The organism is Xanthobacter nonsaccharivorans (genome assembly GCF_043194755.2).
In the GTDB taxonomy this organism is placed as follows: Bacteria; Pseudomonadota; Alphaproteobacteria; order Rhizobiales; family Xanthobacteraceae; genus Xanthobacter; species Xanthobacter autotrophicus_G.
This window is the reverse complement of the sequence record NZ_CM195526.1, coordinates 343,616-368,106: the sequence shown is the minus strand read 5'-3', so window position 1 is coordinate 368,106 and position 24,491 is coordinate 343,616. Positions and strand designations below refer to the sequence as shown.

Genomic DNA, 24,491 nt, shown 5'->3' with positions numbered 1-24,491 from the left:
GCCTCAGCCCACGGAGCACGTCACCCGTCCCTTCAGGATGCGATCCCCGCCGCCGCCGCCCGCGCCGGGGCCGGAGAGGGTGAGGCGATAACGGCCGGCGAAGGTGGTCTCGTCGGATATGCGGCGGCGCGTCTCCACCACCAGGTCGATGGCGACGGCGCGCTCCCCTTCCCCCTCGTGATAGAGGCGCAGGCGGAGGTCGCCGCCGTTCAGCCAATGCTGCGCCAGCGCCGCGCCATCCAGCGGCAGCGGGCCGAGGGCCTTGCCCGGCCCCTTCGCCTTGAGGGTCAGCTCCGCCCGGAAATTGCTCAACGCCTCCCCCATGCCATGGGAGAAGGCCGCTTCGGCGGTGAAGGACAGGCCTGAATCCTCGGCATTGCAGCTGAAGCTGCCGGTGGCCCCGGCCGGCGCGGCGGCAGCCGCGAGAAGCAGCGCCGCAAATCCCCAGCACCGGAGTCCCCTGCACCGAAGGCCCCGCCACGGCGGCGTGGCGCGGAACCAACCGTCCGAACGGATGGATATCATGGCCCCCCCCCCCCCCCGCGCGGCCTGATCCGCGCGTGGTCAGGATACGGCGGGATGACGCTGGGGCAAGCCCCCCGGGGGGCGCCGGAGGCCCTCTCCGGTCAGGACTTGGGCGCGCCGCTGGCGTAGTGGTCGGCCCAGGCGAGGATCACGGCGAAGCCGGCGAAGGCAATGAGCACACCGGCGATGACGATGGCGGTCTCGGCAGGCATTTCCAGCTCCCCTGATGTTTTGGGAAAAGCTAGGCGGCCCCCCGAGCCGGGACGTTGATCTCGATCAATCCTCCTCATCGTCCCGGGCGGGCTGCGCGCCGTCGCGCTCCGTCACCACCCCGTCGCCGCCGGCCATTCGGACATTGGCGGCAAGGCCGGCGGCACGCTCCAGCAGGTCGAGCAGTTCCTCCCCCGGCCGGCGCTCGGCCACGCCGAAGCTGGCGGTCACCGTCACGTGCGCCGGCAGCAGGGAGAAGCGGGTGAGGCCCATCTCCGCGTGCACCCGCTCGGCCACCAGTTCCGCGCCCACCTTGTTGGTGCGGGTGAGCAGCAAGGCGAAGGCATCCCCGCCCAGGCGCGCCGCCACGTCGCCGGAACTCGCCTCGGCGACGAGCAGCCGGCTGAAGGCCTGGAGCACCCGGTCGCCGGGAACCGGGCCGTAGGTGTCGCTGATGGCCTTGAGATGGTCGATGGAGCAATAGACCACGCACACGGGCGCGCCGGCCGGCTCGGTGAACAGCTCCGCCGCGCGCCGGCGCAGCCCGTCGCGGCTGGCCATGCCGGTGAGGGGGTCCACCTCCCGCTCCCGGCGCATCTCGTCGATCATGTCGAAGGCGACGGTGGCGAGCAGGATCAGCGCGATGAGGAATGCGCTGATGAGAATGGTGAAGTTGAGCACCTGCCAGAAGGCGCTCTCGCGGAACGCGGTGGCGATCAGCTGCGGGTCCACCCCGCGCTCGCGCAGCCGGTCGATCTCGTAGAGCGCATCGGAGACCGACATGGTGGCCACCGTCCGCACGAAGAACTGGACGCCGAACAAGGCAAACGCCCAGAACAGCAGCTGGTCACGCAGCCGCCGCTGCCGCACCACCCCGATCTGCCCCGCCGCGACCAGGAACAGCAGCCCGTAGCCGAAGTTCTGCACATAGATGCGGGCAACCAGGTTCCGGTCGAAATAGAAGAAGTAATAGAGCAGGGCGAGGATGCCGCCGGCGATGATGAACAGGATCGGCCCCGCCGTCTTGCCGAAGCGCGCCAGCACCCCTTCCACCAGGCTGAAGATGGCAAAGGTGTAGATGATGGCCGAGACGATGGTGTTCTGCCCCACATCCCGCGGGACGGAGAGGACCTGGGAGAGAAGCGCCAGCGCGTAGGCGAAGAAGGCAATGGCGAAATAGAGGACGTAGCGCCGCTCGCGCTGGTAGATCCACACCAGCAGGAACACCACGGCGATGATGAGCGACACGGCAGGACCGGCGAAAATATAGAGACGTCCTTCGGTCATGCTCGGTCCGGAAGCCCCCTTGCCTGTCCTTCTCCCCTCTCCACCACTTCCGGCGTGCCATGCCTGCGCAGATGGCCACCTTCAGGTAGCACGCCCCCCGAGGTGCCAACCATACGGTTGCCTCATTCAGGCGCGGCGGCGGGAATGTCAAGCTCGCTCCATTGCCATCACGGCGGCGCCCGCACCTCGCACGCATGTGTTAGCGGCGATAGGCCCAGACGCGCAACTCGTTCTTCAACCTGCGGAAATCGTGGAAGGTGAAGCCCAGGAGCAGCACTGCGACGGCCGCGAGCGCCAGCGAGACCCAATGCGGCCAGTCGAGCGCGGACGTGCTGAAGTCGTAGACGAGATAGGCGAGCAGCGCCGTCACAGCCACGGCGGCCCCGTAGTAGAGGCGGCTGTCCAGCCGGGCGATGACCATGCCCAGGCCCACCCAGATGAGGATGGCGAGGAGGATGGCCCAGCCGAGCCCGAGGCCGAACTGCCGCGCCACGAAATGACCGCCGGTGCCGCACAGGACGAGGAAGGCCAGGAGCAGCAGCAGGCCCGCCCGGAGACGCAGGATGGAAGAGCGCTTGGCGGGGGAGGGCGTCGTCGCCATGGTGGAGGTCCTCGTGTGCGTCGGCGGGGCGAAGCGGCGGCCCGGCGGAGGGAACCTCCCGGGCGCGCGGCGCTTGTGCCGGTCTGGAGGAGCCACCATGCGGCGAATGCGGGTTGTACTCAATGCCAAAGCGGGAACGGTCGGTGACCTTGGGGCCGACCGGATCCGCAAGACTGTGGATGACGCCCTCACACGCCATGACCTGGACGTGGAGGTGATCGTGGCGGAGGGCGAGGACCTGATGCGCGCCATCGCCACCGCCCCCCGGGACGCCTGCGACACGGTGGTGGTGGGCGCGGGGGACGGCACCGTTTCCTATGCCGCCTCCGTGTTCGCCAATACGGACACGGTGCTGGGCGTGCTGCCGCTCGGCACCATGAACATGCTCGCCTACGACATCGGCCTGCCCCGCGACCTTGCCGGCGCGCTGGAGGCGCTGCACCGCGCGCGGCCCATGCGGGTGGACCTCGGCACGGTGAACGGGCGGCCGTTCCACGGCGTCTCGGGGGTCGGCTTCTTCAGCCAGATGGCCCTGGCCCGCGAGCAGCTGCGCAACCAGCGCGGTCGCATCATCGGCTGGCTCCAGGCGCTGGGACGGGCGCTGCTGCGCTCCGGCCGCTTCTCGCTGGAGGTGGAGGTGGCCGGGGCGCGCGAGCCCATCGAGGCCTATGCCGCCCTCGTCACCGTCAACGCCTTCGACGCGCCGGGCTGGCACCGCTCGCGCCTCGACGGCGGCCTGCTGGAGGTGCTGGTGGCGGAGGATCGCGGCACCCTGGCCCGGCTGAAGACGGGCGCCGACGTGCTCATCGACAGCTGGCGCGGCAAGCCCGGCATCCACGCCTTCCAGGCGCGGCGCGTCACCATCCACGCCCGGCGCCGCCGGGCCTGGGTGGCGACGGACGGGGAGGTGCACCGCGAGCAATTGCCCCTGCGCTATGCCATCGCGCCCGGCGCGCTGAACCTGCTGGTGCCGCCCCAGGCGCTCCAGTGGCGGCGATACGCCATCGAAGATGTGACGTAACCATCCCCTGTCTGACGCTTAGGGCACTTGATTGACAGCAGCGGCGGGGCGCGTTCAACTGTCCCGGACAACAGGCGTCCGGTCGCCGCAGCGATCGGCCCGCGCCGCGAGAGGAGACGCCATGCCCTTGCCCCCCGCTCTTTCGGGGCGTCTTGCCGTGCCCGCCATCGCCGCCCCCATGTTCCTGGTCTCCGGGCCCGACCTGGTGGTGGAGACGAGCCGCGGCGGCATCCTCGGCACCTTCCCGGCCCTCAATGCCCGCTCCACGGAAGCTTATGCCGGCTGGCTGGACGAGATCGCCGGCCGCCTCTCCGCCGCTCCGGGGGCCGCCCCCTTCGGCGTCAACCTCATCGTCCACAAATCCAACGCGCGCCTTGCCGCCGACCTCGGCGTGACGGTGGCGAAGAAGGTGCCGCTCGTCATCACCTCCCTGGGCGCGGTGCGCGAGGTGGTGGAGGCGGTGCATGCCTATGGCGGGCTGGTCTTTCACGACGTCATCAGCCGGCGGCATGCGGAGAAGGCGCTGGAGGCCGGGGTGGACGGCATCATCGCCGTCTGCGCCGGGGCGGGCGGCCATGCGGGCACGCTGAGCCCGTTCGCCCTGCTGGGCGAGATCCGGCGCTTCTTCGCGGGCACGCTGGTGCTCTCCGGCGCCATCTCCACCGGCGCGCACATCGCCGCCGCACAGGTGATGGGAGCCGACCTCGCCTATCTCGGCACCCGCTTCATCGCCACCCGCGAGAGCCTCGCCCCCGAGGCCTTCAAGGAGATGCTGGTGGCCTCCGCCGCCGACGACGTGCTCTACACCGACGCCATTTCCGGCGTGAACGCCAATTTCCTCCGGCCCTCGCTGGTGCGCGCCGGGCTGGACCCCGCCAACCTCAAGCGCCACGGCGACCTCGACATGGCCAGCGAGGCCAAGGCCTGGCGGGACGTGTGGTCGGCCGGGCACGGGGTGGGCGCCATCGCCGACATCCCGGCGGCCGCGGAGCTGTGCGCCCGCCTCGCCCGCGAATATGACGCCGCCCTCGCCGCCGCTGCGGCCCGCCTGGCGCCCCGCGCTCTCGCCGCGGCGGGGTGAGGAGGCCCGCGCCTCATGCCCCTGCCCCGGTCCTCGACCAGCGCCGGGCAGGCTCACACGGCTTCCCGGGCGTTCTCTGGGTTTGCGGCACGTGGCGTGCCGGATCAGACGGCATGAGCCGGACGCCGTGGCTTGACCAAAGGGCCCGTGGAAAGAGCCCCGCCGGCCCGGGGGGTCAGTGGCCGGGGAAGGCGACGAGGGTGCGCACCGCGACGCCGGCCTGGCGCAGCTTCTCGGCGCCACCGAGGTCCGGCAGGTCGACGATGAAGCAGGCGGCCTCCACCACGGCCCCGCAGGTCTTCAGCAGCCTCACCGCGCCGGTGGCGGTGCCGCCGGTGGCAATGAGGTCGTCCACCAGCAGCACCCGCTGGCCGGGGGCGATGGCATCCACGTGCATCTCGATCTCGTCCTCGCCATATTCGAGGGCGTAGGCCATGCGCACGGTCTGGTGGGGCAGCTTGCCCTTCTTGCGGATCGGCACGAAACCGGCGGAGAGCTGGTGCGCCACCGCCCCGCCGAGGATGAAGCCGCGCGCCTCGATGCCCGCCACCTTGTCGATCTTGGCCCCCGCCCACGGCTGCACCAGCTCGTCCACCGCCCGGCGGAAGGCCCGCGCGTCGCCCAGCAGGGTGGTGATGTCGCGGAACAGGATGCCGGGCTTGGGATAGTCCGGGATGGTGCGGATCGAGGCAGCGAAATCGGCGGGGGTCATCGGGGGCTCCGGGCGAAGGTTCCGCTTCAATAGGGTCGCGGCGGATGAAGTAAAAGCACGTTGGTGCGAGCGCGCCCGCCCCTTCCCTCCTGCTCCCGGGCAGGTCCGGACACGAAAAAGGGCCCCGGAGGGCCCTTCATCGCGTGCGGTCCGGCCCGATCAATGGGCGATCTTCGACCAGATCTTCTTCTTGGTGAAGTAGAGCAGGCCCGACAGGACGATGAGGAAGATCATCACCTGGAAGCCGATGCGCTTGCGCGCGTCGAGGTGCGGCTCGGCCACCCACATCATGAAGGCGGAGACGTCCTGCGAATACTGGTCGACGGTCTGCGGCGAACCGTCGGAATATTCCACCTGGCCGTCGCTGAGCGGCTTCGGCATGGCGATCTGGTTGCCGGGGAAATACTTGTTGTAGTTCAGGCCCGGCTGCATGTGCACGCCCGACGGCGCATCCGTGTAGCCGGTGAGCAGCGCGTGGATATAGTCCACGCCGTGCTCCTGGTACTGGATGAAGGCGTCCGTGATGAAGCCCGGGAAGCCCACGTGGTAGGAGCGGGCCTTGGCCAGCACCGAGAAGTCCGGCGGCAGGGCGCCGCCATTGGCGGCGCGGGCGGCGTTGTCGTTCGGGAACGGCGCCGGCCAGTGGTCGGACAGGCGGCCCGGACGCTGGAACATGTCGCCCGCGTCGTTCGGCCCGTCGGTGATCTGGTACTCGCTCGCCACCTGCTTGGCCTGCGCCTCGGTGAAGCCGGGGCCGCCGGTCTGGGCGAGGTTGCGGAAGTACAGGTAGTTCGCGGAGTGGCAGGCGCTGCACACTTCCTTGAACACCTTGAAGCCGCGCTGGAGCTGGGCGGGATCGTACATGCCGAACGGCCCGGCGAACGACCAGGATTCGCGCGACGGCCGGCCGTCGTGGCCGCCGCTTTCCGCGGCGAACGCGGGCGCGCCGACCAGGACGAGCGCCGCCGCGACGGCACCGAAGAGACTGCTACGGATCTTCATTGCTGTTCTCTCCGTGCCCGGCTCAGTGGGTCCCGGGGCCGGAGGCCCCGGCGACCGCCGCACCGCCCTTCGCGCCCTTGGCAAGCACGGCATCCGCGATGGAGGCCGGCAGGGGCTTGGGACGCTCGAACAGGCCGAGCAGCGGCAGGATGATGAGGAAGTGGATGAAGTAATAGGCGGTGAAGATCCGCGAGACGATCACGTAGCCGCCTTCAGCCGGCTGCGAGCCGAGGTAGCCGAGGCCCACCGCCACCACCACGAAGACCCAGAAGAACTGGCGGTACAGCGGGCGGTACTTGGCCGAGCGCACCTTGGAGGTGTCGAGCCAGGGCAGGAAGGCCAGCACCACGATGGCACCGAACATGGCCACCACGCCGCCCAGCTTGTCCGGGATCGACCGCAGGATCGCGTAGAACGGCAGGTAGTACCATTCAGGCACGATATGCGCCGGGGTCGAGAGCGGGTTGGCCGGAATGTAATTGTCCGAGTGGCCGAGATAGTTCGGGATGTAGAAGATGAACCAGGAGAAGAAGATCAGGAACACCACCATGGCGAAGGTGTCCTTGATGGTGGCATAGGGGGTGAAGGGCACCGTGTCCTTGGCCACGCTCTTGATGTCGATGCCGTCCGGGTTGTTCTGGCCCACATGGTGGAGCGCCCAGATGTGCAGCCCGACCACGCCGGCGATCATGAACGGCAGGAGATAGTGCAGGGAGAAGAAGCGGTTCAGCGTGGGATCACCCACCGAATAGCCGCCCCACAGCCACTGCACGATGGTCTCGCCCACCAGCGGGATGGCCGAGAACAGGTTGGTGATCACGGTGGCGCCCCAGAAGGACATCTGGCCCCAGGGCAGCACGTAGCCCATGAAGCCGGTGGCCATCATGAGCAAATAGATGATCACGCCGAGGATCCACAACACCTCGCGCGGGGCCTTGTACGAGCCGTAGTACATGCCGCGGAAGATGTGGATATACACCGCGATGAAGAACATCGAGGCGCCGTTGGCGTGGATGTAGCGGATCAGCCAGCCGTAGCTCACGTCGCGCATGATGTGCTCGACGCGGGCGAAGGACACCGGCGCGTAGGCCACATAATGCATGGCCAGAACGACGCCGGAGACGATCTGGACGACCAGCATCAGGCTCAGGATGGCGCCGAAGGTCCACATGTAATTGAGATTCTTCGGCACCGGATAGGCGATGGCCGAGGAATGAATCAACCCAACGATCGGCAAGCGGCTCTCGAACCACTGCGCAATCTTCCCCTTGGGCTGGTAGGTGGAATGTCCTTCCATGGGTCCAACCTTTTTGAAAGCGGCGACGAAGCGCGCGTCAGCCGATCACGATCTTGGTGTCGGTGGTGAAGGCGTAGGGCGGGAGCGCGAGGTTGAGCGGCGCCGGTCCCTGCCGGATGCGGCCGGAGGTGTCATAGACCGAGCCGTGGCAGGGGCAGAACCAGCCGTTGTACGGGCCCTGATGGCCGAGCGGGATGCAGCCCAGATGGGTGCAGATGCCGATCAGCACGAGCCACTGGTCCTTGCCGGGCTTCACGCGGGCCGAGTCAGGCTGGGGGTCGGGCAGCGCGGAAAGCGGCACGTCCTGGGCCGACTTGATCTCCGCCGCGGTGCGGTGGGAGATGAAGATCGGCTTGCCGCGCCACTGCACGGTGACGATCTGCCCCTCGGCGATGGGAGAAAGGTCCACCTCCGTGGTGGAGAGCGCGAGCACCGAGGCGTCGGGCTGCATCTGGGAAACGAAGGGCCACACCATGGCGGCGGCCCCGACAGCGCCCACGGCGCCGGTCGCGATGTAGAGGAAGTCCCGACGCGTCGTCGTGTCCGACGTCTCCGTATGTGCCACGGCGCAGTCCCCGATCCTGTTGTCGTCGCTGCGCGCGTCCTTCGCCCCTGAGCCGCCCGCTTTTCGCAGGCTGCACACCCCTGGATTTCAAGCCGCACGCATACGCGGCGACCGCGTGCACACGCGAGCCGCCACTTTCAAGCGCCTCTAATTGCACCCTCGCCTCATCTTGTCCAGATCATGGCGATGCGGCACGCGGTCCTCTCCTGCGACACTTCGATGTCGCACCCCGCGCACCCGCGCCCGCCGCCACGCTCGCGTTTTCACCGGACGCCGGGCCTCGGCGGCCCGGCCTGCCGCCGGCGGGTTGGCCATCCCCGCCCTCCCCCTCGCAGCTGCCATGCCCGGCCCCGGCACGCCCCGGCCTTCACACCGGGCGGCAAAGGCTTGCGCCGGATGCGGTTTTCTGGTGTCCCTGCCGCCGCCTTATCCCCCCCCCCACGCCCGAGACGCCGGCCCGTGCGCATCGCCCTCTATTGCCCCGACATCGCGCAGAACGCCGGCACCATCCTGCGCACCGGCGCCTGCTTCGGCGTGGAGGTGCACATCATCGAGCCGGCGGGCTTTCCGGTGGGAGATGCGGGCTTCCGCCGCGCCGGCATGGATTATATCGACCAGGTCACGTGGCGGCGGCACGCCTCCTTCGCCGCCTTCGACGCGGAGCGCCGGGCCGAGGGGCGCCGGCTGGTCCTGTTCACCACCAGGGCGGCCGAGCCGCTGCCCGCCTTCCGCTTCCAGCCCGGCGACGTGCTGCTGTTCGGCCGGGAATCGGCCGGCGTGCCGGAGGAGGTGCATGCGGCGGCGGATGCGCGGGTGCGCATTCCCGTGCGGGCCGGCCTGCGCTCGCTCAACGTGGCGGTGAGCGCCGGCATCGCCCTTGCCGAGGCGCTGCGGCAGACCGGCGGCTTCCCGCCCGGCTGACGGCCCGCTTCCGCCGCGCGCCCGGGCGGCGTAGAAGGCCCGCACAAGAAGAGGAGCGCCCCATGTCGCAATCCGACGGAACCACGTCTCCCCATGCGCCGGGCGACGGCGCGCTCGATGCGCGCCGCGCCGCGGCCCGCGCCTGGTTCGAGGAGCTGCAGGGCCGGATCATCGCCGCCTTCGAGGCGCTGGAGGACGAGGCCGACCCGGCGCTCCACGCCGGCGCGGCGGGCCGCTTTGCCCGCACCCCCTGGGCCCGCACCGACCATACCGGCGCGCCCGGCGGCGGCGGCACCATGGCGCTCATGCGCGGCCGCCTGTTCGAGAAGGTGGGGGTGCACACCTCCACCGTGTTCGGCGAGTTCGCCCCCGAGTTCCGTGGCCAGATCCCCGGCGCGGCCGAGGACCCGCGCTTCTGGGCCTCGGGCATCTCGCTGATCGCCCACATGGCCAGTCCGCACGTGCCGGCGGTGCACATGAACACGCGCTTCGTCGTCACCACCAAGGCGTGGTTCGGCGGCGGGGCGGACCTCACCCCCGTGCTCGACCGCCGGCGCACCCAGGAGGATGCGGACACGCAGGCGTTCCACGGGGCCATGCAGGAGGCCTGCACCGCCCACCCGGTGGCGGACTACGAGCGCTACAAGGCGTGGTGCGACGACTATTTCTTCCTGAAGCACCGGGACGAGATGCGCGGCATCGGCGGCATCTTCTACGACTATCTGGACAGCGCCTCGACGGGCGAGGGCACCTGGGAGGAGGACTTCGCCTTCACCCGCGACGTGGGCCTCGCCTTCCTCGACATCTACCCGAAGCTGGTCCGCGCCAACATGGCCACGCCCTGGACCGAGGAGGACCGGGAAGAGCAGCTGGTGCGCCGCGGCCGCTATGTGGAGTTCAACCTGCTCTATGACCGCGGCACCATCTTCGGCCTGAAGACCGGCGGCAACGTGGAATCCATCCTCTCCTCCATGCCGCCGGTGGTGAAGTGGCCGTGAGCAGGGGGAAGCGGGCGCAGGCGGAACATCCCGCCCGGCCTGCCGTTCCATGCCCGGCAGGCTGTGACAGGATCGTCATGGTCGACGTCTAAGCCTCTCCGGGCGCAGTCGTCGCGCCCAGCGGGGAGACGTGAGACCATGGCCTTCGAACCCGGTGACATCGTGCAGCTCAAGTCCGGCAGCCCCGCCCTCGCCGTCGTGTCGGTGACGGGGGAAGACGTTTCGGTATTATGGTACGCGGAAGAGGTGAGCGAGTTCCGCACCCACATCCTGCCGGCCGTCGCCCTCGAAAAGCTCGAGGTTGCCGATTTCGACGACGATGAAGAGGAAGACGAGGAAGACGAGGACGAGGACTGAACTTCTCGGTCCCGGTCCTCGACCGATCCCGGGCGGATGGGCCCGAGCCCGGCGCGGGCTTGGGCACCCCCTGAGGCAGGCTCACGCGCGGGGCACACGACGCGCCCCGGCGCCCTGCCATCGGGCCCCGCCCGGCTTTCAGCCGTCCGCGCCGCTCCGCGCCGCCGCCTGCACCAGAGCGGCGACGGACGGCGCATCATCGGGAAAATCGGCGCGGGCCCAGGCTTCCTCGGCCCGCGTCAGCGCCGCGCCCAGCTTCGGCCCCGGGCTCATGCCCAGCGCCATGAGGTCGGCGGCACCGAACGGCACCTTCGGCACCGTCCAGGAGCGGGCGACCTCGGCCACCCCCGTGGCGATGGCGGAGGATATGCCGTCCCTCCGCCGGGCGGCTGCGAGGAGCACGCGGTCGAGCCCCGCCTCCACCCCCACCCCATAGAGGAAGCCCCGCACCGCGCGGCTGTCCGGCAACAGCGGCACCGGCCCCGCCAGCGCCCGCAACCGGGCCTTCTCCCCATTGGAGAGGCGCAGGCGATCCCGCAGCCGTTCCACGTCGTCCTTTCCCCACAGCGCCAGCGCCGCCAACCGCCGCACCGCCGCGGGCGCGACGCCCGTCTCCGCCTCCAGGGCGGCAAGCCGCGTGAAGGCGGGCACGGCGCCCACCCCCGCCAGCAGCATCTGCAGCAGACCCGTGTCCGCCATGGTGGCCAGGGTCGGCGCGGCGCGGGGGGCGAGCAGCAGCTTCATCATCTCCGCCCGCACCCGCTCCCGCGACAGGCCGAGAAGGCCGGCGCGCAGGCGCTCGCAGGCGGTGAGGGCAGCCTTGTCCACCTCCCCCGCGCCATAGGCGGCATGGAAACGGAACAGGCGCAGGATGCGCAGGTAATCCTCGCGGATGCGCGCCTGCGCATCGCCGATGAAGCGCACCCGCCGCGCCCTGAGGTCCTCCAGCCCGCCCACGAGGTCCACCACCTCCCCCGTCGGCTTGGCGTAGAGGGCATTGAGGGTGAAGTCGCGCCGCTGCGCGTCGTGCAGCCAGCTGCGGCCGAAGCGCACCACGGCGCGCCGCCCGTCCGTCTCCGTATCCTCCCGCAGGGACGTGACCTCGAAGGCATGGTGATGCGCCACCACCGTCACCGTCCCGTGGGCAATGCCCGTGGGCACCGGCTTCAGCCCGGCGGCCGCCGCGCGGGCGGCCACCTCCTGCGGCAAGGCGGTGGTGGCGATGTCCACGTCCGTCACGGGCAGCCCCAAAAGGGTGTTGCGCACCGCGCCCCCCACCACGCGGGCCTCCTCGCCGTCGCGATTGAGAAGGCGCAGCACCTCCGTGAGGCCGGGGGTCGCCCAGAAATCGGCGCCGGCAACCGACGCGCTCATTCGGAATGCCCCGGCACGAACACGCCGTCCTTGGTCTGCGCCGGCACGTAGTGGCTGCCGGGCGGGGCCACATGGCCGTGCTCGAACAGGAACAGCCCGAGGACCACGAGGGCCACCGCCGCCGCCACCACCCCCGCCAGCGCGCGGAGCGACCAGTGCTCGGGCACCACCGAGCCCTTGGTGGCGAGCAGCAGCGCGCCGTAGAGCACGAAGGGAGTGAGGAACAGGCCGAGCTCCAGGAGCAGGCTGCGCACCATCAGGCGTAGATCCTCTCATACAGCATGCGCAGCATGCCGGCGGTGGCGCCCCAGATGTTCCGCCCCTCGAAGGGCATCGCATAGAAGTGGCGCAGGGTGCCCTTCCACTCGCGCGACTGGCGCTCGTGGTTGCGCGGGCTCATGAGGAAAGCGAGCGGCACCTCGAACGCCTCCGCCACCTCGGAGGGGTTGAGGGTCAGCTCATAGGCCGGATCCACCAGCCCCACCACCGGCACGATCCAGAAGCCGGTGCCGGAGAGATAGCCGTCGAGATAGCCGAGCGGCTCCACGAGGCGGGAGGCGAGTCCCACCTCTTCCCGCGCCTCGCGCAGCGCCGCGTCCAGCTCGTCCTTGTCGCCGGGGTCCACCCGCCCGCCGGGGAAGGCGACCTGCCCCGCATGCTGGGACAGGTGCGGCGAGCGCAGGGTGAGGAGGATGGTCGGCTCCGGCCGCGCCACCACCGGCACCAGCACGGCGGCATGACGCGGTGGCTTTGCCGGAAGGAGCGACATCTTTTCCGGCTGCAGGGCATGGTCGCCGGCAAGGCCGGGATAGGCCGCCTCCGAATAGAAGGCCGGCGGCGTGCGCGAGAGGCGGGCCCGCGCCCGGTCGAGGAAGGCGGCAAGGCCGACCACCTCGTCCTGCGCGCGCTCTTCCGGCGGATCCTCCGGCGGGTCTTCGGACAAGTGGGTCATGCGCCGTGTTCCGCTTCGAGGCCGAGCTCGGCCGCCGGCAGGATGGGATAGAAGAGGCCGGCGGACATGACCCCGAACATGGGGACGCCCGCTTCGTCCCGCACCTCCCCCTGCTCCATCAGGTCGAAATGCGCCGCGCGGGTGAGGCGCGCCTCCAGCCCGTGGCGCACGTGGAGATAGGGCACCACCTCGCCCGCCCCGGCGCCGCGGGCGAAGCGCAGGTCGTGGCCGGGGCCGCAGCGCACCAGGTCGTCCATGTTGGTGCGGAACACGAGGGTACGGCCATCCCCGGCGCCCCTCTCGTGGCCGCGCGCATCCGGGGTGCGGCTCTCCGCCGCATCCTCCACCGCCATCTCCACCGCGAGGAAGGGCACGTCCTCGACGGTGATCCCCACCTTCTCCGCGGGCGTCTTCAGCACGTAGCGCGCGCCCTCGCGCGCCAGCACGGAAGCGAACAGGCGCACCAGCGGCTGCCGGCCGATGGGCGTGCCCATGTAGAGCCAGGTGCCGTCGGCCTTGATGCGGATATCGAGATCGCCGCAGTCGGGCGGGTCCCATTTGTCCACCGGCGCGGGCCCCCGGCCGCCGGCCGCCTTCGCCGCCGCCATCAGCGCGTCGAGCCGGCCGGCGGCCGGGGAAACAGGGGTGGCGGCTTTGGCCTCTGGCATGTGCACCTCCCGCGCAGCGCACGCCGCACGTCTCGCGATGACGTGAGCGCGCCGTCCACGCCGCCGCCTTCCAGCGGGGTTAGACGCAGCGCAATCTTATCGTAAGCTCTGTGTCCGGGTGGCGCGACGTTTGCAATATCCCATCCGGGGGCGTTGTCCGGATGCGCGCACGGGGCGTTTTGTTGCCGCTTTTCGCGGCAAGCCTGTCCCGAGGGCGCGTGGCGTATAGGAGAGGCACATGTCGGCTGCCGGCGAGACCTTCGACCTCGACCAGATGATCATCCGCAATGCGGAGACCGCCGCAGCCCATGTGAAGGCGGCGCGCGCCGCCATCTCCTCGGTGATCTTCGGCCAGGAGACGGTGGTGGAGCGGGCGCTCATCACCATCCTCTCCGGCGGCCATGCGCTGCTCGTGGGCGTGCCCGGCCTCGCCAAGACCAAGCTGGTGGAAACCATGGGCACGGTGCTGGGCCTCGATGCCCGCCGCGTCCAGTTCACGCCGGACCTCATGCCCTCCGACATCCTCGGCTCGGAAGTGCTGGAGGAGACGGCCGGCGGCCGGCGTGCCTTCCGCTTCATCAAGGGGCCCATCTTCGCCCAGCTGCTGATGGCGGACGAGATCAACCGCGCCTCGCCGCGCACCCAGTCGGCCCTGCTCCAGGCCATGCAGGAATATCACGTCACCGTCGCCGGCGAGCGGCACGACCTGCCCAAGCCCTTCCACGTGCTCGCCACCCAGAATCCGCTGGAGCAGGAAGGCACCTATCCCCTCCCCGAGGCCCAGCTCGACCGCTTCCTGATGGAAATCGACGTGGACTATCCGGACCGCGACGCGGAACGCCGCATCCTGTTCGAGACCACCTCCGCCGAGGAGCAGAAGGCGCGGCCCGCCATGAGCGTGGACGACCTCGTCGCCGCCCAGCGCCTGGTGCGGCGCCTGCCGGCGGGCGATTCGGTGGTGGAGGCCATCCTCACCCTCGTGCGCTCGGCCCGTCCCGGCGCGGAAGGGCCGGAGCAGCGCTACATCGCCTGGGGCCCCGGCCCGCGCGCCAGCCAGGCGCTGATGCTGGCGGTGCGCGCCCGCGCCCTGCTGGACGGCCGCTACGCCCCCTCGGTGGACGATGTGGTGGCGCTGGCCGAGCCGGTATTGAAGCACCGCATGGCCCTCACCTTCGCCGCCCGCGCCGATGGGGAGAACGTCTCGCACATCATCCGCCGCCTCGCCGAGCGGCTGGGGTGAGCCGGAGTGGGTGACACGCCATTGGCCGCTGACGCGCAACAGACCGTCGAGACCGCCGCGCTTGCAGCGGCGGACCTTGCCGCGTCCATGCCCCGGCTCGTGCTGGAGGCGCGCCGCATCGCCATGACGGTGCAGCACGGCCTGCACGGGCGCCGCCGCGCCGGCACCGGCGAGAATTTCTGGCAATATCGCCGCTTCGTCGATGGCGAGCCCGCCAGCCGCGTGGACTGGCGCCGCTCCGCCCGCGACGACCATCTCTATGTGCGCGAGCGCGAGTGGGAGGCCGCCCACACCGTGTGGATCTGGCCGGACCTGTCGCCTTCCATGGACTATTTCTCCCGCGGGCAGGCCCCCAAGCGCGAGCGCGCCCTCATCGTCGCCTTCGCCCTCGCCGAGCTCCTGGTGAAGGGCGGGGAACGGGTGGGCATGCCGCAGATGATGCGCCCCTCCGCCAACCGCCGCATCGCCGAGCGCATGGCGGAAGCCGTGGTGCTGGCGCCGGAGCGGCCGGCGAGCCTGCCGCCCCCCTTCAGCCCCTCGCCGCTTTCGGAAATCGTCCTCATCGGCGATTTCTGGAGCCCGGCGGAGGAGGTGGCCGCGCGCATCGAGCAGCTCGCCGCCTCCGGCGCCCACGGCCATGTGGTGCAGGTGGTGGACCCGGCGGAGGAGACCTTCCCCTTCTCCGGCCGCATCGAGTTCCGCGAGCCCGAGGGCGGGCAGCGCCTCACCGTGGGCCGCGCGGAGAGCTGGCGCGCGGAATATGAGCTGAAGCTGGTGGAGCACCGCGCCCGCATCCGCGTCGCCGCCGAGCGGCTGGGCTGGTCCTTCGCCCTTCACCGCACCGACCGGCCGGCCAGCGAGCTGCTGCTCGCCCTCCATACCCGCATGGGCGCCGGCGGCGGGGCCCTGACCCCGCGCGGGGGCGGGCATCCCTATGTCTCGGGAGGGCCCGCCTGATGCTCGGCCTCCCCCTCGCCTTCTCCGCGCCGCTGCTGCTCACCGCCTTCCTCGCGCTTCCGCTGCTGTGGTTCCTGCTGCGCGTGGTGCCGCCGAAGCCGCGGGAGATGGCCTTCCCGCCCCTGCGGCTGCTGCTCTCCATCACGCCGAAGGAGGAGAGCGCGGCGCGCACGCCCTGGTGGCTCACCCTGCTGCGGCTGCTGCTGGCGGCGCTGATCATCCTCGCCGCCGCCGGCCCCATCTGGAACCCGCCGGCCGTCGCGCCCGCGCAGGGCGGGCCGCTGGTGCTGATCATCGACCAGGGCTGGCCCGCCGCCGCCAGCTGGGAGGCCCGCCGCGCCGCCGCATCCGCCCTCATCGACGAGGCGGAGGCGAACGGGCGCGGCATCGCCCTCATCCCCACCGGCGAGGTGCCGCGCGAGGCGACGCTCGCCACCCCCGCCGCCGCCCGCGACCGCCTGCGCTCGCTGGAGCCCGTGCCCTACGCTCCGGCCCGGCGCGAGGCGCTGGCGCTGGCCGCGAAGGTGACCTCGGGCGTGGCGGAGGCCGGCGTCGTCTTCCTGTCCGACGGGGTGGACCTGGGGGCCGACACGGAGCTGGCGCAGGGCTTCGCCGCCCTCGGCCCCTCGGCCCGCCGGCTGGTGGTCAGCGGCGGCGTGGCCCCGCCTCTGGCCCTCGCCGGCGCGCTGAACGAGGCCGACGCCCTCACCGTGAAGGTGCTGCGTCCCGAGGGCGGCCCGCCCCGCGCCGGGGTGGTCGCGGCCAAGGATTCCCGCGGCCTCGCGATCGGCGAGGCGCCGTTCACCCTGCCCGAGGGCGCAAGCGAGACCGAAACGCGCTTCGAGCTGCCGGTGGAGATCCGCAACGAGGTGGCGCGCCTCGACATCACCGGCGAGCGCTCCGCCGGCGCGGTGCAGCTGCTGGACAAGCGGTGGCGCCGCCGGGCGGTGGGCATCGTCTCCGGCACCAGCACGGACACCGGCCAGCCCCTGCTCGCGCCCACCTATTACCTGTCCCGCGCGCTCGCGCCCTTCGCCGACATCCGCGTGGCGGAGACCGGCTCGGCCACGGAGAACATCAACCGCTTCCTGGAGCAGCGCCTGCCCGTGCTGGTGCTGACCGACGTGGGCACCATTCCCCCCGCCACACGCACCCGCCTCGCCCGCTTCGTGGAGGAGGGCGGCGTGCTGATCCGCTTCGCCGGCCCGCGCCTCGCCAATGCCCAGGACGACCTCCTGCCGGTGAAGCTGCGCCGCGGCGGACGCGTGCTCGGCGGCTCCCTGTCCTGGGAGACCCCCCAGCGGCTCGGTGCGCTCACCCCGGACGGCCCCTTCCGCGACGTGCGCCTGCCCGACGACGTGACCGTGAACCGCCAGGTGCTGGCCGAGCCCGACGGCACCCTGGGCGACCGCACCTGGGCGACGCTGGCGGACGGCACGCCCCTCGTCACCGGCGTGCGGCGGGGCAAGGGGGCGCTGGTGCTGTTCCACGTCACCGGCGACACCTCCTGGTCCAACCTTCCCCTGTCCGGCACCTTCGTGGAGATGCTGCGCCGCGTGATCGCCCTGTCCGACGCCCCGCCCCCCGCCGACGCCCCGCCGGCCGCGACCGCCCACGCGGCGGACCGCCCCGACGTGGCGGCGCTGCCCCCCGCCCGCGTCCTCGACGGCTTCGGCGCCTTCCACCCCGCCGGCCCCACCGTGCATGCGCTGCCGGCGACCTATGCGGACCGCGCCACGGCGGACCATCCCCCCGGCTTCTACGGCCCGCCGGACGGCCTGCTGGCGGTGAACGCCCTCCTGCCCGACGACAGGCCGAAGCCCCTCGACCTCTCCGTGGTGGGCGGCACCATCGAGCCCCTGAAGGACAGCGCCCCGCGCGACCTGCGCGGCCCCGTGCTGGTGGCCGCCATGCTGCTGCTGCTGCTCGATGCGCTGGCCGTGCTGCTCCTGTCCGGCGGCCTCGGCCGGCTGGGCGGGGGAAGCGCCAGGGGCGGCGCAAAGCGTGGCGCGGCGGCGGCGCTCACCCTGGCCCTCGCCCTCGGGGTGGCCGGCCTCGGCACCCTGCCCGCCCCGGCGCGGGCCGCCGAGGACGACGCCTTCGCCCTGAAGGCCACCACCCAGACCCGCTTCGCATATGTGATCACCGGCGACCAGGAGGTGGACGACATCTCCCGCTCCGGGCTCGACGGGCTCTCCGCCTTCCTCTCCCAGCGCACCGCCCTCCAGGCGGGGGAGGCCATGGGGGTGGACATCTCGAAGGACGAGCTCGCCTTCTTCCCGCTGCTCTACTGGCCGATCCAGCCCGACGCCCCCATGCCCTCGGCGGCGACACTGGCGCGCATCGACGCCTACATGAAGCAGGGCGGCACGGTGATCTTCGACACCCGCGACGCGCTGGAGACCCAGGGCGCGCCCGGCGGCTCCCTCTCCGCCGCGGGCGTGCGGCTGAAGGACATCCTCTCCCGCCTCGACATTCCCGAGCTGGAGCCGGTGCCGCGCGACCACGTGCTCACCAAGGCCTTCTATCTGCTCAAGGACTTCCCCGGCCGCTTCACCGGCGGCACCACCTGGGTGGAGGCGCTGCCCGCCGCCACCGACGATGCCGACCGCCCGGCGCGGGCGGGAGACGGCGTCTCGCCCATCATCATCAGCGCCAACGACCTCGCGGGGGCCTGGGCGGTGACCAGGGGCGGCGATCCCATCCTGCCCCTCACCCCCGGCGAGCCGCGCCAGCGGGAGTTCGCCTTCCGGGCCGGCGCCAACATGGTGATGTACGTGCTGACGGGCAACTACAAGGCGGACCAGGTGCACGTCCCCGCTTTGCTGGAAAGGCTGGGGCAATGAGCGCGCATCGCGCCGCGGCGGGCCGGCCATGAGCTACGGCCTCACCTTCTCCCCCTTCCTGCCGCTGCCGGCGCTGCTCGCCATCGCCGTGGTGGCGCTGGTGCTCGCCGGGCTGCTCCTCGCCGCCCGCACCCGCGGCGCGGTGCTGCGCGCCCTGGCGCTGGCGGTGGGGCTCATCGCCCTCGCCAACCCCTCCTTCACCCAGGAGGAGCGCGAGCCGCTCACCTCGGTGGTGGCCATGGTGGTGGACAAGAGCCCGAGCCAATCCTTCGGCGAGCGCACCCAGCAGACGGAAGCCGCCCGGGCGCAGCTGGCCGAGCGGCTGGGCAAGCTGCCCGGCGTGGAGGTGCGCACCATCGAGGCCGACGCCGGCACCGCGGATGCGGACGGCACGCGCCTGTTCTCGGCCCTGTCCGCGGGCCTCGCCGACGTGCCGCCGGAACGGGTGGCGGGGGCCATCCTCATCACCGACGGGCGGGTGCACGACACCCCCGACAAGCCGCAGGCGCTCGGCTTCTCCGCTCCCATCCACGCCCTCATCACCGGCCATCCCGGCGAGAAGGACCGCCGCGTGGCGCTGGAGAAGACGCCGCGCTTCGGCATCGTCGGCCAGAAGCAGACCCTGACCTTCAAGGTGACCGACGAGGGCGTCCCCGCCGGCGCCCGCGTGCCCGTCACCATCCGCCGCGACGGCGAGGTGATCGCGAGGCCCACCGTCACCGCCGGCCGCAGCGCCAGCGTCGACGTGGACATCACCCACGCCGGGCCCAACATCGTCGAGTTCGAGGTGCCGCCGCTTCCGGACGAGCTGACGGTGGTGAACAACCGCACCGCCGTCTCCATCGACGGCGTGCGCGACAAGCTGCGGGTGCTGCTCGTCTCCGGCGAGCCCAACGTGGGCGAGCGCACCTGGCGCAACCTGCTCAAGAGCGACGCCAACGTGGACCTCGTCCACTTCACCATCCTGCGCCCGCCGGAGAAGCAGGACGGCACGCCCATCAACGAGCTCTCGCTCATCGCCTTCCCCACGCGCGAGCTGTTCCAGACCAAGATCAAGGATTTCGACCTGATCATCTTCGACCGCTACGCCCAGCAGGGCGTGCTGCCGCAGATCTATTTCGACAACATCGTGCGCTACGTGCGCCAGGGCGGCGCGGTGCTGGTGGCGGCGGGCACCGACTTCATCGACATGGGCTCCCTCATCAACACGCCGCTGGAGGAGATCCTGCCCGGCGTGCCCAAGGGCGAGGCCACCGAGGCGCCCTACCGCGCCGAGCTCACCAGCCCCGGCAAGCGCCACCCGGTGACGCGCGACCTGCCGGGCTCGGAGACCACCCCGCCCAGCTGGAGCCGCTTCTTCCGTGTCATCGACGCCACCGCCCGCTCCGGCACCAGCCTCATGAGCGCGCCGGGGGACAAGCCCGTGCTGCTGGTGGACCGGGTGGGCGAGGGGCGCGTGGCGCTGCTGCTGTCCGACCACATCTGGCTGTGGGCCCGCGGCTACGAGGGCGGCGGCCCGCACATCGACCTGCTGCGCCGCCTCTCCCACTGGCTCATGAAGGAGCCGGACCTGGAGGAGGAGCGCCTGAAGCTCACCGTCTCCGGCCGCGACCTGGTGGTGGAGCGCCAGACCATGGCGGACCGCGTGCCGCAAGCCAGCGTCACCACCCCCTCGGGGCGGGTGCGCACCCTGACCCTCGCCGAAGCCAAGCCCGGCCTGTGGCGCGCCTCCACCCCCGCCGACGAGCTCGGCCTGTGGCGCGCCGCCAACGGGCCGCTCACGGCGCTGGCCAACATCGGCCCGCTGAACCCCAGGGAGTTCGCGGAAGTCACCAGCACCCGGGACGTGGTGGCCCCCCTCGCCACCGCAACCGGCGGCGGCGTGTGGCGGCTCTCCGAGCTGGACGGCGCGGTGCCGCGGGTGGTGCAGGTCTCCGCCTCCGACCGGCTGGCCGGGGAGGACTGGATGGGGCTGAAGACCCGCGACGTATCGGTGGTGCGCTCCATCGGCCTGTTCCCGGTATTCGCCGGCCTGTCCGGCCTGCTGCTGCTTCTCGGCGTGCTGACCGCCGCCTGGGTGCGGGAGGGACGATGATGAGATCCCCGGCCGAGCCGGCCCTGGGCCGGCGTCGCCTTGCCCGCGTGGCCTTTGCCCGCGTGGTCCTGGCCAGCATCGTCATGGCGGGCATGGTCACGGCGTCCGGCCCGTTCCTGCCGCAGCCGAGGGCCGTGGCGGCGGAAGCCCCCCTCACCCCCGCCGGCGACTGGCTGGCGGAGGACATCCGCGGCCGCGGGGTGGTGGACCGCATGCAGACCACCCTCTCCATCGCCGCGGACGGAACCGTCTCCGGCTCGGGCGGCTGCAACCATTACACCGGCACGGCGACCATCGCCGGTGCGCGGATCAGCTTCGGCCCGCTGGCAACCACGCGCATGGCCTGCACGCCAGCGGTGATGGAGCAGGAGCAGAAGTTCTTCTCCGCCCTGACGGTGGTGCGCGCCTTCCGCGTCGATCCGGCGACGCGGAAGCTCTTCCTGCTGGATCTCACCGGCACGCCCGTGGTGCGCTTCTCCGGACTGTGAGGCCCGCGGCGCCTCCGGCCACCCCGGGCCGGTGGCGCCGGCTTATTGCATCGCCGCCCGCTCTTCCGCCTGGCGCTGACTCTCCGCCCGCTTGGTCACGATCGACGCGACGATGACCACCACCGTCACGATGGCGATGAGGATGGTGCAGATGGCGTTGATCTCCGGCGTCACCCCGAGGCGCACCTGCGAATAGATGCGCATGGGCAGGGTGGTCGCGCCCGGGCCGGTGGTGAAGCTCGCGATCACGAGGTCATCCAGGGAGAGCGTGAAGGCCAGCATGAAGCCGGACACCACCGCCGGCAGGATGAGCGGCAGCGTGATCTTGAAGAAGGTCTGGAACGGCGGGCAGCCAAGGTCGAGGGCCGCCTCCTCCAGCGTGCGGTCGAAGGTGACGAGGCGCGACTGCACCACCACCGCCACGAAGCACATGGTGAAGGTGATGTGCGCCAGCAGCACCGTCCAGAAGCCGCGGTCGAAGTCCACCGCCACGAACAGGAGCAGCAGCGACAGGCCGGTGATCACCTCCGGCATGACGAGCGGCGCGTAGATCATGCCCGAAAACAGGGTCCGCCCGGAAAACCGCCCGTAGCGCGTGAGGGCGAGCGCCGCCATGGTGCCCAGCACGGTGGAGACAAGGGAGGAGAAGAAGGCGATGCGCAGCGTCACCCACGCCGCGTCCATGAGCTGCTCGTTCTCCAGCAAGGCCCAGTACCACTGCGTGGAGAAGCCCGCCCACACGGTGACGAGCCGCGAGGCGTTGAAGGAATAGACCACCAGAAGGAGGATCGGGATGTAGAGGAAGGCGAAGCCCAGCACGATGGACGTGACGTTGAACCAGGTGAGGCCTTTTTTCATTTCACCGCCTCCGGCTTGCGTCTCATCGTCCCGCCTCCAGCTCGCGCTGCTGGATGTTCTGGTAGATGACGATGGGTATCACCAGGACGAGGAGCAGCAGCACCGCCACCGCCGAGGACACCGTCCAGGAGCGGTTCACGGTGAATTCCGTCCACAGCGACTTGCCGATCATGATGGTGTCCGACCCGCCGAGCAGGTCCGGGATCACGAACTCGCCCACCGCCGGGATGAAGCACAGCAGCGCACCCGCCGCGACACCGGGCAGGGACAAGGGGAAGGTGATCGTCCAGAACGCCTTCACCGGCGGGCAGCCGAGGTCGGCGGCGGCCTCGAGCAGGGTGAGGTCCAGCTTCTCCAGCGCGGAGTAGAGCGGCAGCACCATGAAGGGCAGATAGGAATAGACGATGCCGATGTAGACGGCGGTGTTGGTGTTCAGGATCTCCAGCGGCGTGTCGATCACTCCCAGCGCCATCAGGCCCTGGTTGAGCAGCCCTTCCGGCGAGAGGATGCCGATCCACGCGTAGACCCGGATCAGGAAGGAGGTCCAGAACGGCAGGATCACCAGCATCAGCAGCGTCGGCTGGAGGGAGCGCGGCGCCCGCGCCATGCCGTAGGCGATGGGATAGCCCACCAGCAGCAGCAGGATGGTGGAGATGGAGGCGATGATGAGGCTCGACCCGTAGGCCTGGATGAACTCGTTCGAGAAGTCGAGCACATAGCCGTAATTGGCAAGGGACAGCTGGGAGAGGAACGCCTTGAAGCCCGCGAAGCCCTGGGCGAGGTCCAGCGTCGGCGCATAGGGCGGCTGGGCGACCACGTCCTGCGACAGCGAGATCTTGAAGACGATGAGGAACGGCGCCAGGAACAGCGCCAGCAGCCACAGATACGGAACCGCGATCACGAACCAGCGGCCCCGTCCCTTCTCCCCGGCCATGGGCATGGGCGTCTCCTTAGCGGGTGAGGACAACGCCCGCGTGGGGCGCGAAGGTCACCCACACCTTGTCTTCCCAGGTGATGGGCCGGGCCACGAGGCGCGACAGGTTCGGCTGCGAAACCTTGATGCGCTGCCCGCAGGCGAGCTCCACGTGATAGATGGAGAGATCCCCTAGATAGCCGATGTCCCAGATTTCGCCCTCGAAGCAGTTCTCCCCCTGCTCCGCCGGCGGATCCAGCGAGATGCGCAGCTTCTCGGGGCGGATGGCGATGCAGGCGCTGTCGCCGGGCTTCGCCTCCACATGCTGGGCCACCACCAGCGGGCACGGCGTGACCGGCGAGGCCATGCGCGTGGTCTCGCCGTCGCAGGCCGTCACCTGCCCCTCGATGAGGTTCACCTCGCCGATGAAGTCGGCCACGTAGCGGGTGGCCGGCTGCTCGTAGATCACCGCCGGCGGCGCCACCTGCACCAGCACGCCCTGGTTCATCACGGCGATGCGGTCGGCCACCGTCATGGCCTCCTCCTGGTCGTGGGTCACGATCAGGAAGGTCATGCCGAGCTTCATCTGCAGGTCCATGAGCTCGAACTGGGTCTCCTCCCGCAATTTCTTGTCGAGGGCGCCGAGCGGCTCGTCCAGCAGCAGCACCTTCGGCCGCTTGGCCAGCGAGCGGGCCAGCGCCACGCGCTGGCGCTGGCCGCCGGAAAGCTGGTGGGGCTTGCGCTTGGCGAACTTGTCCAGCTTGACGAGCTTCAGCAACTCCTCGACGCGGGCGTCGATGTCGCCCTTCGACATCTTGTCCTGCTTCAGGCCGAAGGCGATGTTGTCCTGAACGTTCATGTGCGGGAACAGAGCGTAGGACTGGAACATCATGTTCACCGGCCGCCGGTAGGGCGGCACGCCCGCCAGGTCCTCCCCGGCGAGGGTCAGCCGTCCCTCGCTCGGCTCCTCGAAGCCGGCGAGCATGCGCATGAGGGTGGTCTTGCCGCAGCCCGAGGGGCCGAGCAGCGCGAAGAACTCGCGCTCGTAGATATCGAGGCTCACATGATCGACGGCGGTGAAATCGCCGAAGCGCTTCACCACATTCTCGAAACGGATCAGGGGCTTCTGGGTCGGGTCCGCCCACGGGGCGAACGTGCGCCGCACGGCGCCGATGGTTTCCTTGCGCGCCTTCTCCGCACCCATTCCGATACCCCGTCATGGCCTCGCTGAAGGAGGCTAGCCGGGTCCGGCAAAACGCTCAAGACGTGTGCAAGCGCAAAATTGCATCGCGCACCGCCCAGCGGCAGGGCACGCCCCTTTTTTCCTGCCCGCCCGCGCGCAGCCGGCCCCGCTCCATCCGGCCGGCACGGTCAGGCCGCGGCCGCGCAGCCCCCGCGCGACGGGGCGCGGCAGGCCCGGGCGCCGAAAGGGATATCGGGCATAAGGATGAAGCGCCGCCCCTTCCCGGCGGACGACGGGCGGCGACATCCGCCGGGAGGGGCCGGGCCTCCGCATGCGTCGC

At 70.9% G+C, this 24,491-nt stretch carries 24 protein-coding genes; 10 read left to right on the top strand and 14 right to left on the bottom strand.

Features of this window, described 5'->3' with window-relative positions; translation table 11 throughout:
* Positions 1 to 3 precede the first annotated feature (3 nt).
* The 3 genes from V5F59_RS01655 to V5F59_RS01645 form a co-directional block, all read right to left on the bottom strand.
* Positions 4 to 525, bottom strand: a complete 522-nt coding sequence (locus tag V5F59_RS01655) for a hypothetical protein (protein ID WP_509211156.1) — start codon at positions 523 to 525, stop codon at positions 4 to 6.
* Positions 526 to 801: 276 nt separating this feature from the next.
* Complete coding sequence (locus V5F59_RS01650) at positions 802 to 2,022, bottom strand: GGDEF domain-containing protein (protein ID WP_393979735.1); 1,221 nt, start codon at positions 2,020 to 2,022, stop codon at positions 802 to 804.
* 199 nt (positions 2,023 to 2,221) lie between these two features.
* Positions 2,222 to 2,623 carry a hypothetical protein gene (locus V5F59_RS01645; protein ID WP_393979733.1) on the bottom strand — a complete coding sequence of 134 codons (402 nt, stop codon included), beginning with the start codon at positions 2,621 to 2,623 and terminating at the stop codon, positions 2,222 to 2,224.
* Positions 2,624 to 2,729: 106 nt separating this feature from the next.
* Between V5F59_RS01645 and V5F59_RS01640 the strand changes: the two genes are divergently transcribed.
* Together V5F59_RS01640 and V5F59_RS01635 are read left to right on the top strand one after the other, a co-directional pair.
* The gene (locus V5F59_RS01640) at positions 2,730 to 3,644 is read left to right on the top strand and encodes a diacylglycerol/lipid kinase family protein (protein ID WP_393979731.1); all 915 of its coding nucleotides are present in this window, start codon (positions 2,730 to 2,732) and stop codon (positions 3,642 to 3,644) included.
* A 121-nt stretch (positions 3,645 to 3,765) separates the two neighbouring features.
* Complete coding sequence (locus V5F59_RS01635) at positions 3,766 to 4,725, top strand: NAD(P)H-dependent flavin oxidoreductase (RefSeq protein ID WP_393979729.1); 960 nt, start codon at positions 3,766 to 3,768, stop codon at positions 4,723 to 4,725.
* A 175-nt stretch (positions 4,726 to 4,900) separates the two neighbouring features.
* Here the strand turns inward: V5F59_RS01635 and V5F59_RS01630 are convergent, their stop codons facing one another.
* The 4 genes from V5F59_RS01630 to petA form a co-directional block, all read right to left on the bottom strand.
* Entirely contained in the window at positions 4,901 to 5,437 is a 537-nt protein-coding gene (locus V5F59_RS01630) for an adenine phosphoribosyltransferase (RefSeq protein ID WP_393979727.1), read from the bottom strand.
* Positions 5,438 to 5,596: 159 nt separating this feature from the next.
* A complete protein-coding gene (locus tag V5F59_RS01625) occupies positions 5,597 to 6,439 on the bottom strand; it encodes a cytochrome c1 (RefSeq protein ID WP_393979725.1) in 843 nt (280 codons plus the stop codon).
* Between the two features lie 22 nt (positions 6,440 to 6,461).
* Positions 6,462 to 7,736 carry a cytochrome b gene (locus V5F59_RS01620; protein ID WP_393979723.1) on the bottom strand — a complete coding sequence of 425 codons (1,275 nt, stop codon included), beginning with the start codon at positions 7,734 to 7,736 and terminating at the stop codon, positions 6,462 to 6,464.
* A gap of 37 nt (positions 7,737 to 7,773) precedes the next feature.
* Positions 7,774 to 8,301: a ubiquinol-cytochrome c reductase iron-sulfur subunit gene (gene petA / locus V5F59_RS01615; RefSeq protein WP_393979721.1), complete on the bottom strand. Its 528-nt coding sequence runs from the start codon at positions 8,299 to 8,301 to the stop codon at positions 7,774 to 7,776.
* A gap of 459 nt (positions 8,302 to 8,760) precedes the next feature.
* Between petA and V5F59_RS01610 the strand changes: the two genes are divergently transcribed.
* The 3 genes from V5F59_RS01610 (at position 8,761) to V5F59_RS01600 (ending at position 10,577) form a co-directional block, all read left to right on the top strand.
* Positions 8,761 to 9,222 (top strand): tRNA (cytidine(34)-2'-O)-methyltransferase, encoded by a 462-nt coding sequence (locus V5F59_RS01610; protein WP_393979719.1) that lies wholly within the window; start codon positions 8,761 to 8,763, stop codon positions 9,220 to 9,222.
* A gap of 62 nt (positions 9,223 to 9,284) precedes the next feature.
* Positions 9,285 to 10,220, top strand: coding sequence for an oxygen-dependent coproporphyrinogen oxidase (gene hemF / locus V5F59_RS01605; RefSeq protein WP_393979717.1), 936 nt, complete (start codon positions 9,285 to 9,287; stop codon positions 10,218 to 10,220).
* 138 nt (positions 10,221 to 10,358) lie between these two features.
* Positions 10,359 to 10,577: a DUF2158 domain-containing protein gene (locus V5F59_RS01600; protein WP_393979715.1), complete on the top strand. Its 219-nt coding sequence runs from the start codon at positions 10,359 to 10,361 to the stop codon at positions 10,575 to 10,577.
* A 138-nt stretch (positions 10,578 to 10,715) separates the two neighbouring features.
* Here V5F59_RS01600 and V5F59_RS01595 read toward each other — a convergent pair whose 3' ends face one another.
* The 4 genes from V5F59_RS01595 to V5F59_RS01580 are packed head-to-tail and all read right to left on the bottom strand — an operon-like array spanning position 10,716 to position 13,571.
* On the bottom strand, positions 10,716 to 11,951 hold the full coding sequence (locus tag V5F59_RS01595; protein WP_393979713.1) for a CCA tRNA nucleotidyltransferase: 1,236 nt from the start codon (positions 11,949 to 11,951) through the stop codon (positions 10,716 to 10,718).
* Positions 11,948 to 12,208, bottom strand: coding sequence for a DUF6111 family protein (locus V5F59_RS01590; RefSeq protein WP_393979711.1), 261 nt, complete (start codon positions 12,206 to 12,208; stop codon positions 11,948 to 11,950). The genes V5F59_RS01595 and V5F59_RS01590 overlap by 4 nt, the downstream gene beginning before the upstream one ends.
* Complete coding sequence (locus tag V5F59_RS01585; RefSeq protein WP_393979709.1) at positions 12,208 to 12,903, bottom strand: CoA pyrophosphatase; 696 nt, start codon at positions 12,901 to 12,903, stop codon at positions 12,208 to 12,210. Before V5F59_RS01585 ends, V5F59_RS01590 begins: the two co-directional genes overlap by 1 nt.
* Positions 12,900 to 13,571, bottom strand: coding sequence for a DUF1285 domain-containing protein (locus V5F59_RS01580; RefSeq protein WP_393979707.1), 672 nt, complete (start codon positions 13,569 to 13,571; stop codon positions 12,900 to 12,902). The genes V5F59_RS01585 and V5F59_RS01580 overlap by 4 nt, the downstream gene beginning before the upstream one ends.
* Positions 13,572 to 13,809: 238 nt before the next feature.
* Here V5F59_RS01580 and V5F59_RS01575 point away from each other — a divergent pair, with 238 nt between their 5' ends.
* Genes V5F59_RS01575 through V5F59_RS01555 form a run of 5 tightly spaced genes read left to right on the top strand, consistent with a single transcriptional unit; the run spans position 13,810 to position 21,197 of the window.
* The gene (locus V5F59_RS01575) at positions 13,810 to 14,811 is read left to right on the top strand and encodes an AAA family ATPase (RefSeq protein WP_393979705.1); all 1,002 of its coding nucleotides are present in this window, start codon (positions 13,810 to 13,812) and stop codon (positions 14,809 to 14,811) included.
* A 21-nt stretch (positions 14,812 to 14,832) separates the two neighbouring features.
* Entirely contained in the window at positions 14,833 to 15,768 is a 936-nt protein-coding gene (locus V5F59_RS01570) for a DUF58 domain-containing protein (RefSeq protein ID WP_393979703.1), read from the top strand.
* On the top strand, positions 15,768 to 18,614 hold the full coding sequence (locus tag V5F59_RS01565) for a DUF4159 domain-containing protein (protein WP_393979701.1): 2,847 nt from the start codon (positions 15,768 to 15,770) through the stop codon (positions 18,612 to 18,614). The genes V5F59_RS01570 and V5F59_RS01565 overlap by 1 nt, the downstream gene beginning before the upstream one ends.
* A 28-nt stretch (positions 18,615 to 18,642) precedes the next feature.
* The gene (locus tag V5F59_RS01560) at positions 18,643 to 20,709 is read left to right on the top strand and encodes a hypothetical protein (RefSeq protein ID WP_393979699.1); all 2,067 of its coding nucleotides are present in this window, start codon (positions 18,643 to 18,645) and stop codon (positions 20,707 to 20,709) included.
* Positions 20,706 to 21,197, top strand: a complete 492-nt coding sequence (locus V5F59_RS01555; protein WP_393979697.1) for an META domain-containing protein — start codon at positions 20,706 to 20,708, stop codon at positions 21,195 to 21,197. The genes V5F59_RS01560 and V5F59_RS01555 overlap by 4 nt, the downstream gene beginning before the upstream one ends.
* A 42-nt stretch (positions 21,198 to 21,239) precedes the next feature.
* Here V5F59_RS01555 and V5F59_RS01550 read toward each other — a convergent pair whose 3' ends face one another.
* From V5F59_RS01550 to V5F59_RS01540, 3 genes are read right to left on the bottom strand one after another with little or no spacing between them, the layout of a single operon-like run.
* Positions 21,240 to 22,055: an ABC transporter permease gene (locus V5F59_RS01550; RefSeq protein ID WP_393979695.1), complete on the bottom strand. Its 816-nt coding sequence runs from the start codon at positions 22,053 to 22,055 to the stop codon at positions 21,240 to 21,242.
* Between the two features lie 22 nt (positions 22,056 to 22,077).
* The gene (locus V5F59_RS01545) at positions 22,078 to 22,995 is read right to left on the bottom strand and encodes an ABC transporter permease subunit (protein ID WP_393979693.1); all 918 of its coding nucleotides are present in this window, start codon (positions 22,993 to 22,995) and stop codon (positions 22,078 to 22,080) included.
* A gap of 10 nt (positions 22,996 to 23,005) precedes the next feature.
* Positions 23,006 to 24,172: an ABC transporter ATP-binding protein gene (locus tag V5F59_RS01540; protein ID WP_393979691.1), complete on the bottom strand. Its 1,167-nt coding sequence runs from the start codon at positions 24,170 to 24,172 to the stop codon at positions 23,006 to 23,008.
* Positions 24,173 to 24,491: the final 319 nt, after the last annotated feature.

Excerpts from the sequence above, each read along its gene's own strand:
- V5F59_RS01655 (WP_509211156.1), bottom strand. The coding sequence starts at position 525 with ATGATATCCATCCGTTCGGACGGTTGGTTCCGCGCCACGCCGCCGTGG.
- V5F59_RS01650 (WP_393979735.1), bottom strand. The coding sequence starts at position 2,022 with ATGACCGAAGGACGTCTCTATATTTTCGCCGGTCCTGCCGTGTCGCTC.
- V5F59_RS01645 (WP_393979733.1), bottom strand. The coding sequence starts at position 2,623 with ATGGCGACGACGCCCTCCCCCGCCAAGCGCTCTTCCATCCTGCGTCTC.
- V5F59_RS01640 (WP_393979731.1), top strand. The coding sequence starts at position 2,730 with ATGCGGGTTGTACTCAATGCCAAAGCGGGAACGGTCGGTGACCTTGGG.
- V5F59_RS01635 (WP_393979729.1), top strand. The coding sequence starts at position 3,766 with ATGCCCTTGCCCCCCGCTCTTTCGGGGCGTCTTGCCGTGCCCGCCATC.
- V5F59_RS01630 (WP_393979727.1), bottom strand. The coding sequence starts at position 5,437 with ATGACCCCCGCCGATTTCGCTGCCTCGATCCGCACCATCCCGGACTAT.
- V5F59_RS01625 (WP_393979725.1), bottom strand. The coding sequence starts at position 6,439 with ATGAAGATCCGTAGCAGTCTCTTCGGTGCCGTCGCGGCGGCGCTCGTC.
- V5F59_RS01620 (WP_393979723.1), bottom strand. The coding sequence starts at position 7,736 with ATGGAAGGACATTCCACCTACCAGCCCAAGGGGAAGATTGCGCAGTGG.
- hemF (WP_393979717.1), top strand. The coding sequence starts at position 9,285 with ATGTCGCAATCCGACGGAACCACGTCTCCCCATGCGCCGGGCGACGGC.
- V5F59_RS01600 (WP_393979715.1), top strand. The coding sequence starts at position 10,359 with ATGGCCTTCGAACCCGGTGACATCGTGCAGCTCAAGTCCGGCAGCCCC.
- V5F59_RS01595 (WP_393979713.1), bottom strand. The coding sequence starts at position 11,951 with ATGAGCGCGTCGGTTGCCGGCGCCGATTTCTGGGCGACCCCCGGCCTC.
- V5F59_RS01590 (WP_393979711.1), bottom strand. The coding sequence starts at position 12,208 with ATGGTGCGCAGCCTGCTCCTGGAGCTCGGCCTGTTCCTCACTCCCTTC.
- V5F59_RS01585 (WP_393979709.1), bottom strand. The coding sequence starts at position 12,903 with ATGACCCACTTGTCCGAAGACCCGCCGGAGGATCCGCCGGAAGAGCGC.
- V5F59_RS01580 (WP_393979707.1), bottom strand. The coding sequence starts at position 13,571 with ATGCCAGAGGCCAAAGCCGCCACCCCTGTTTCCCCGGCCGCCGGCCGG.
- V5F59_RS01575 (WP_393979705.1), top strand. The coding sequence starts at position 13,810 with ATGTCGGCTGCCGGCGAGACCTTCGACCTCGACCAGATGATCATCCGC.
- V5F59_RS01565 (WP_393979701.1), top strand. The coding sequence starts at position 15,768 with ATGCTCGGCCTCCCCCTCGCCTTCTCCGCGCCGCTGCTGCTCACCGCC.
- V5F59_RS01560 (WP_393979699.1), top strand. The coding sequence starts at position 18,643 with ATGAGCTACGGCCTCACCTTCTCCCCCTTCCTGCCGCTGCCGGCGCTG.
- V5F59_RS01555 (WP_393979697.1), top strand. The coding sequence starts at position 20,706 with ATGATGAGATCCCCGGCCGAGCCGGCCCTGGGCCGGCGTCGCCTTGCC.
- V5F59_RS01550 (WP_393979695.1), bottom strand. The coding sequence starts at position 22,055 with ATGAAAAAAGGCCTCACCTGGTTCAACGTCACGTCCATCGTGCTGGGC.
- V5F59_RS01545 (WP_393979693.1), bottom strand. The coding sequence starts at position 22,995 with ATGCCCATGGCCGGGGAGAAGGGACGGGGCCGCTGGTTCGTGATCGCG.
- V5F59_RS01540 (WP_393979691.1), bottom strand. The coding sequence starts at position 24,172 with ATGGGTGCGGAGAAGGCGCGCAAGGAAACCATCGGCGCCGTGCGGCGC.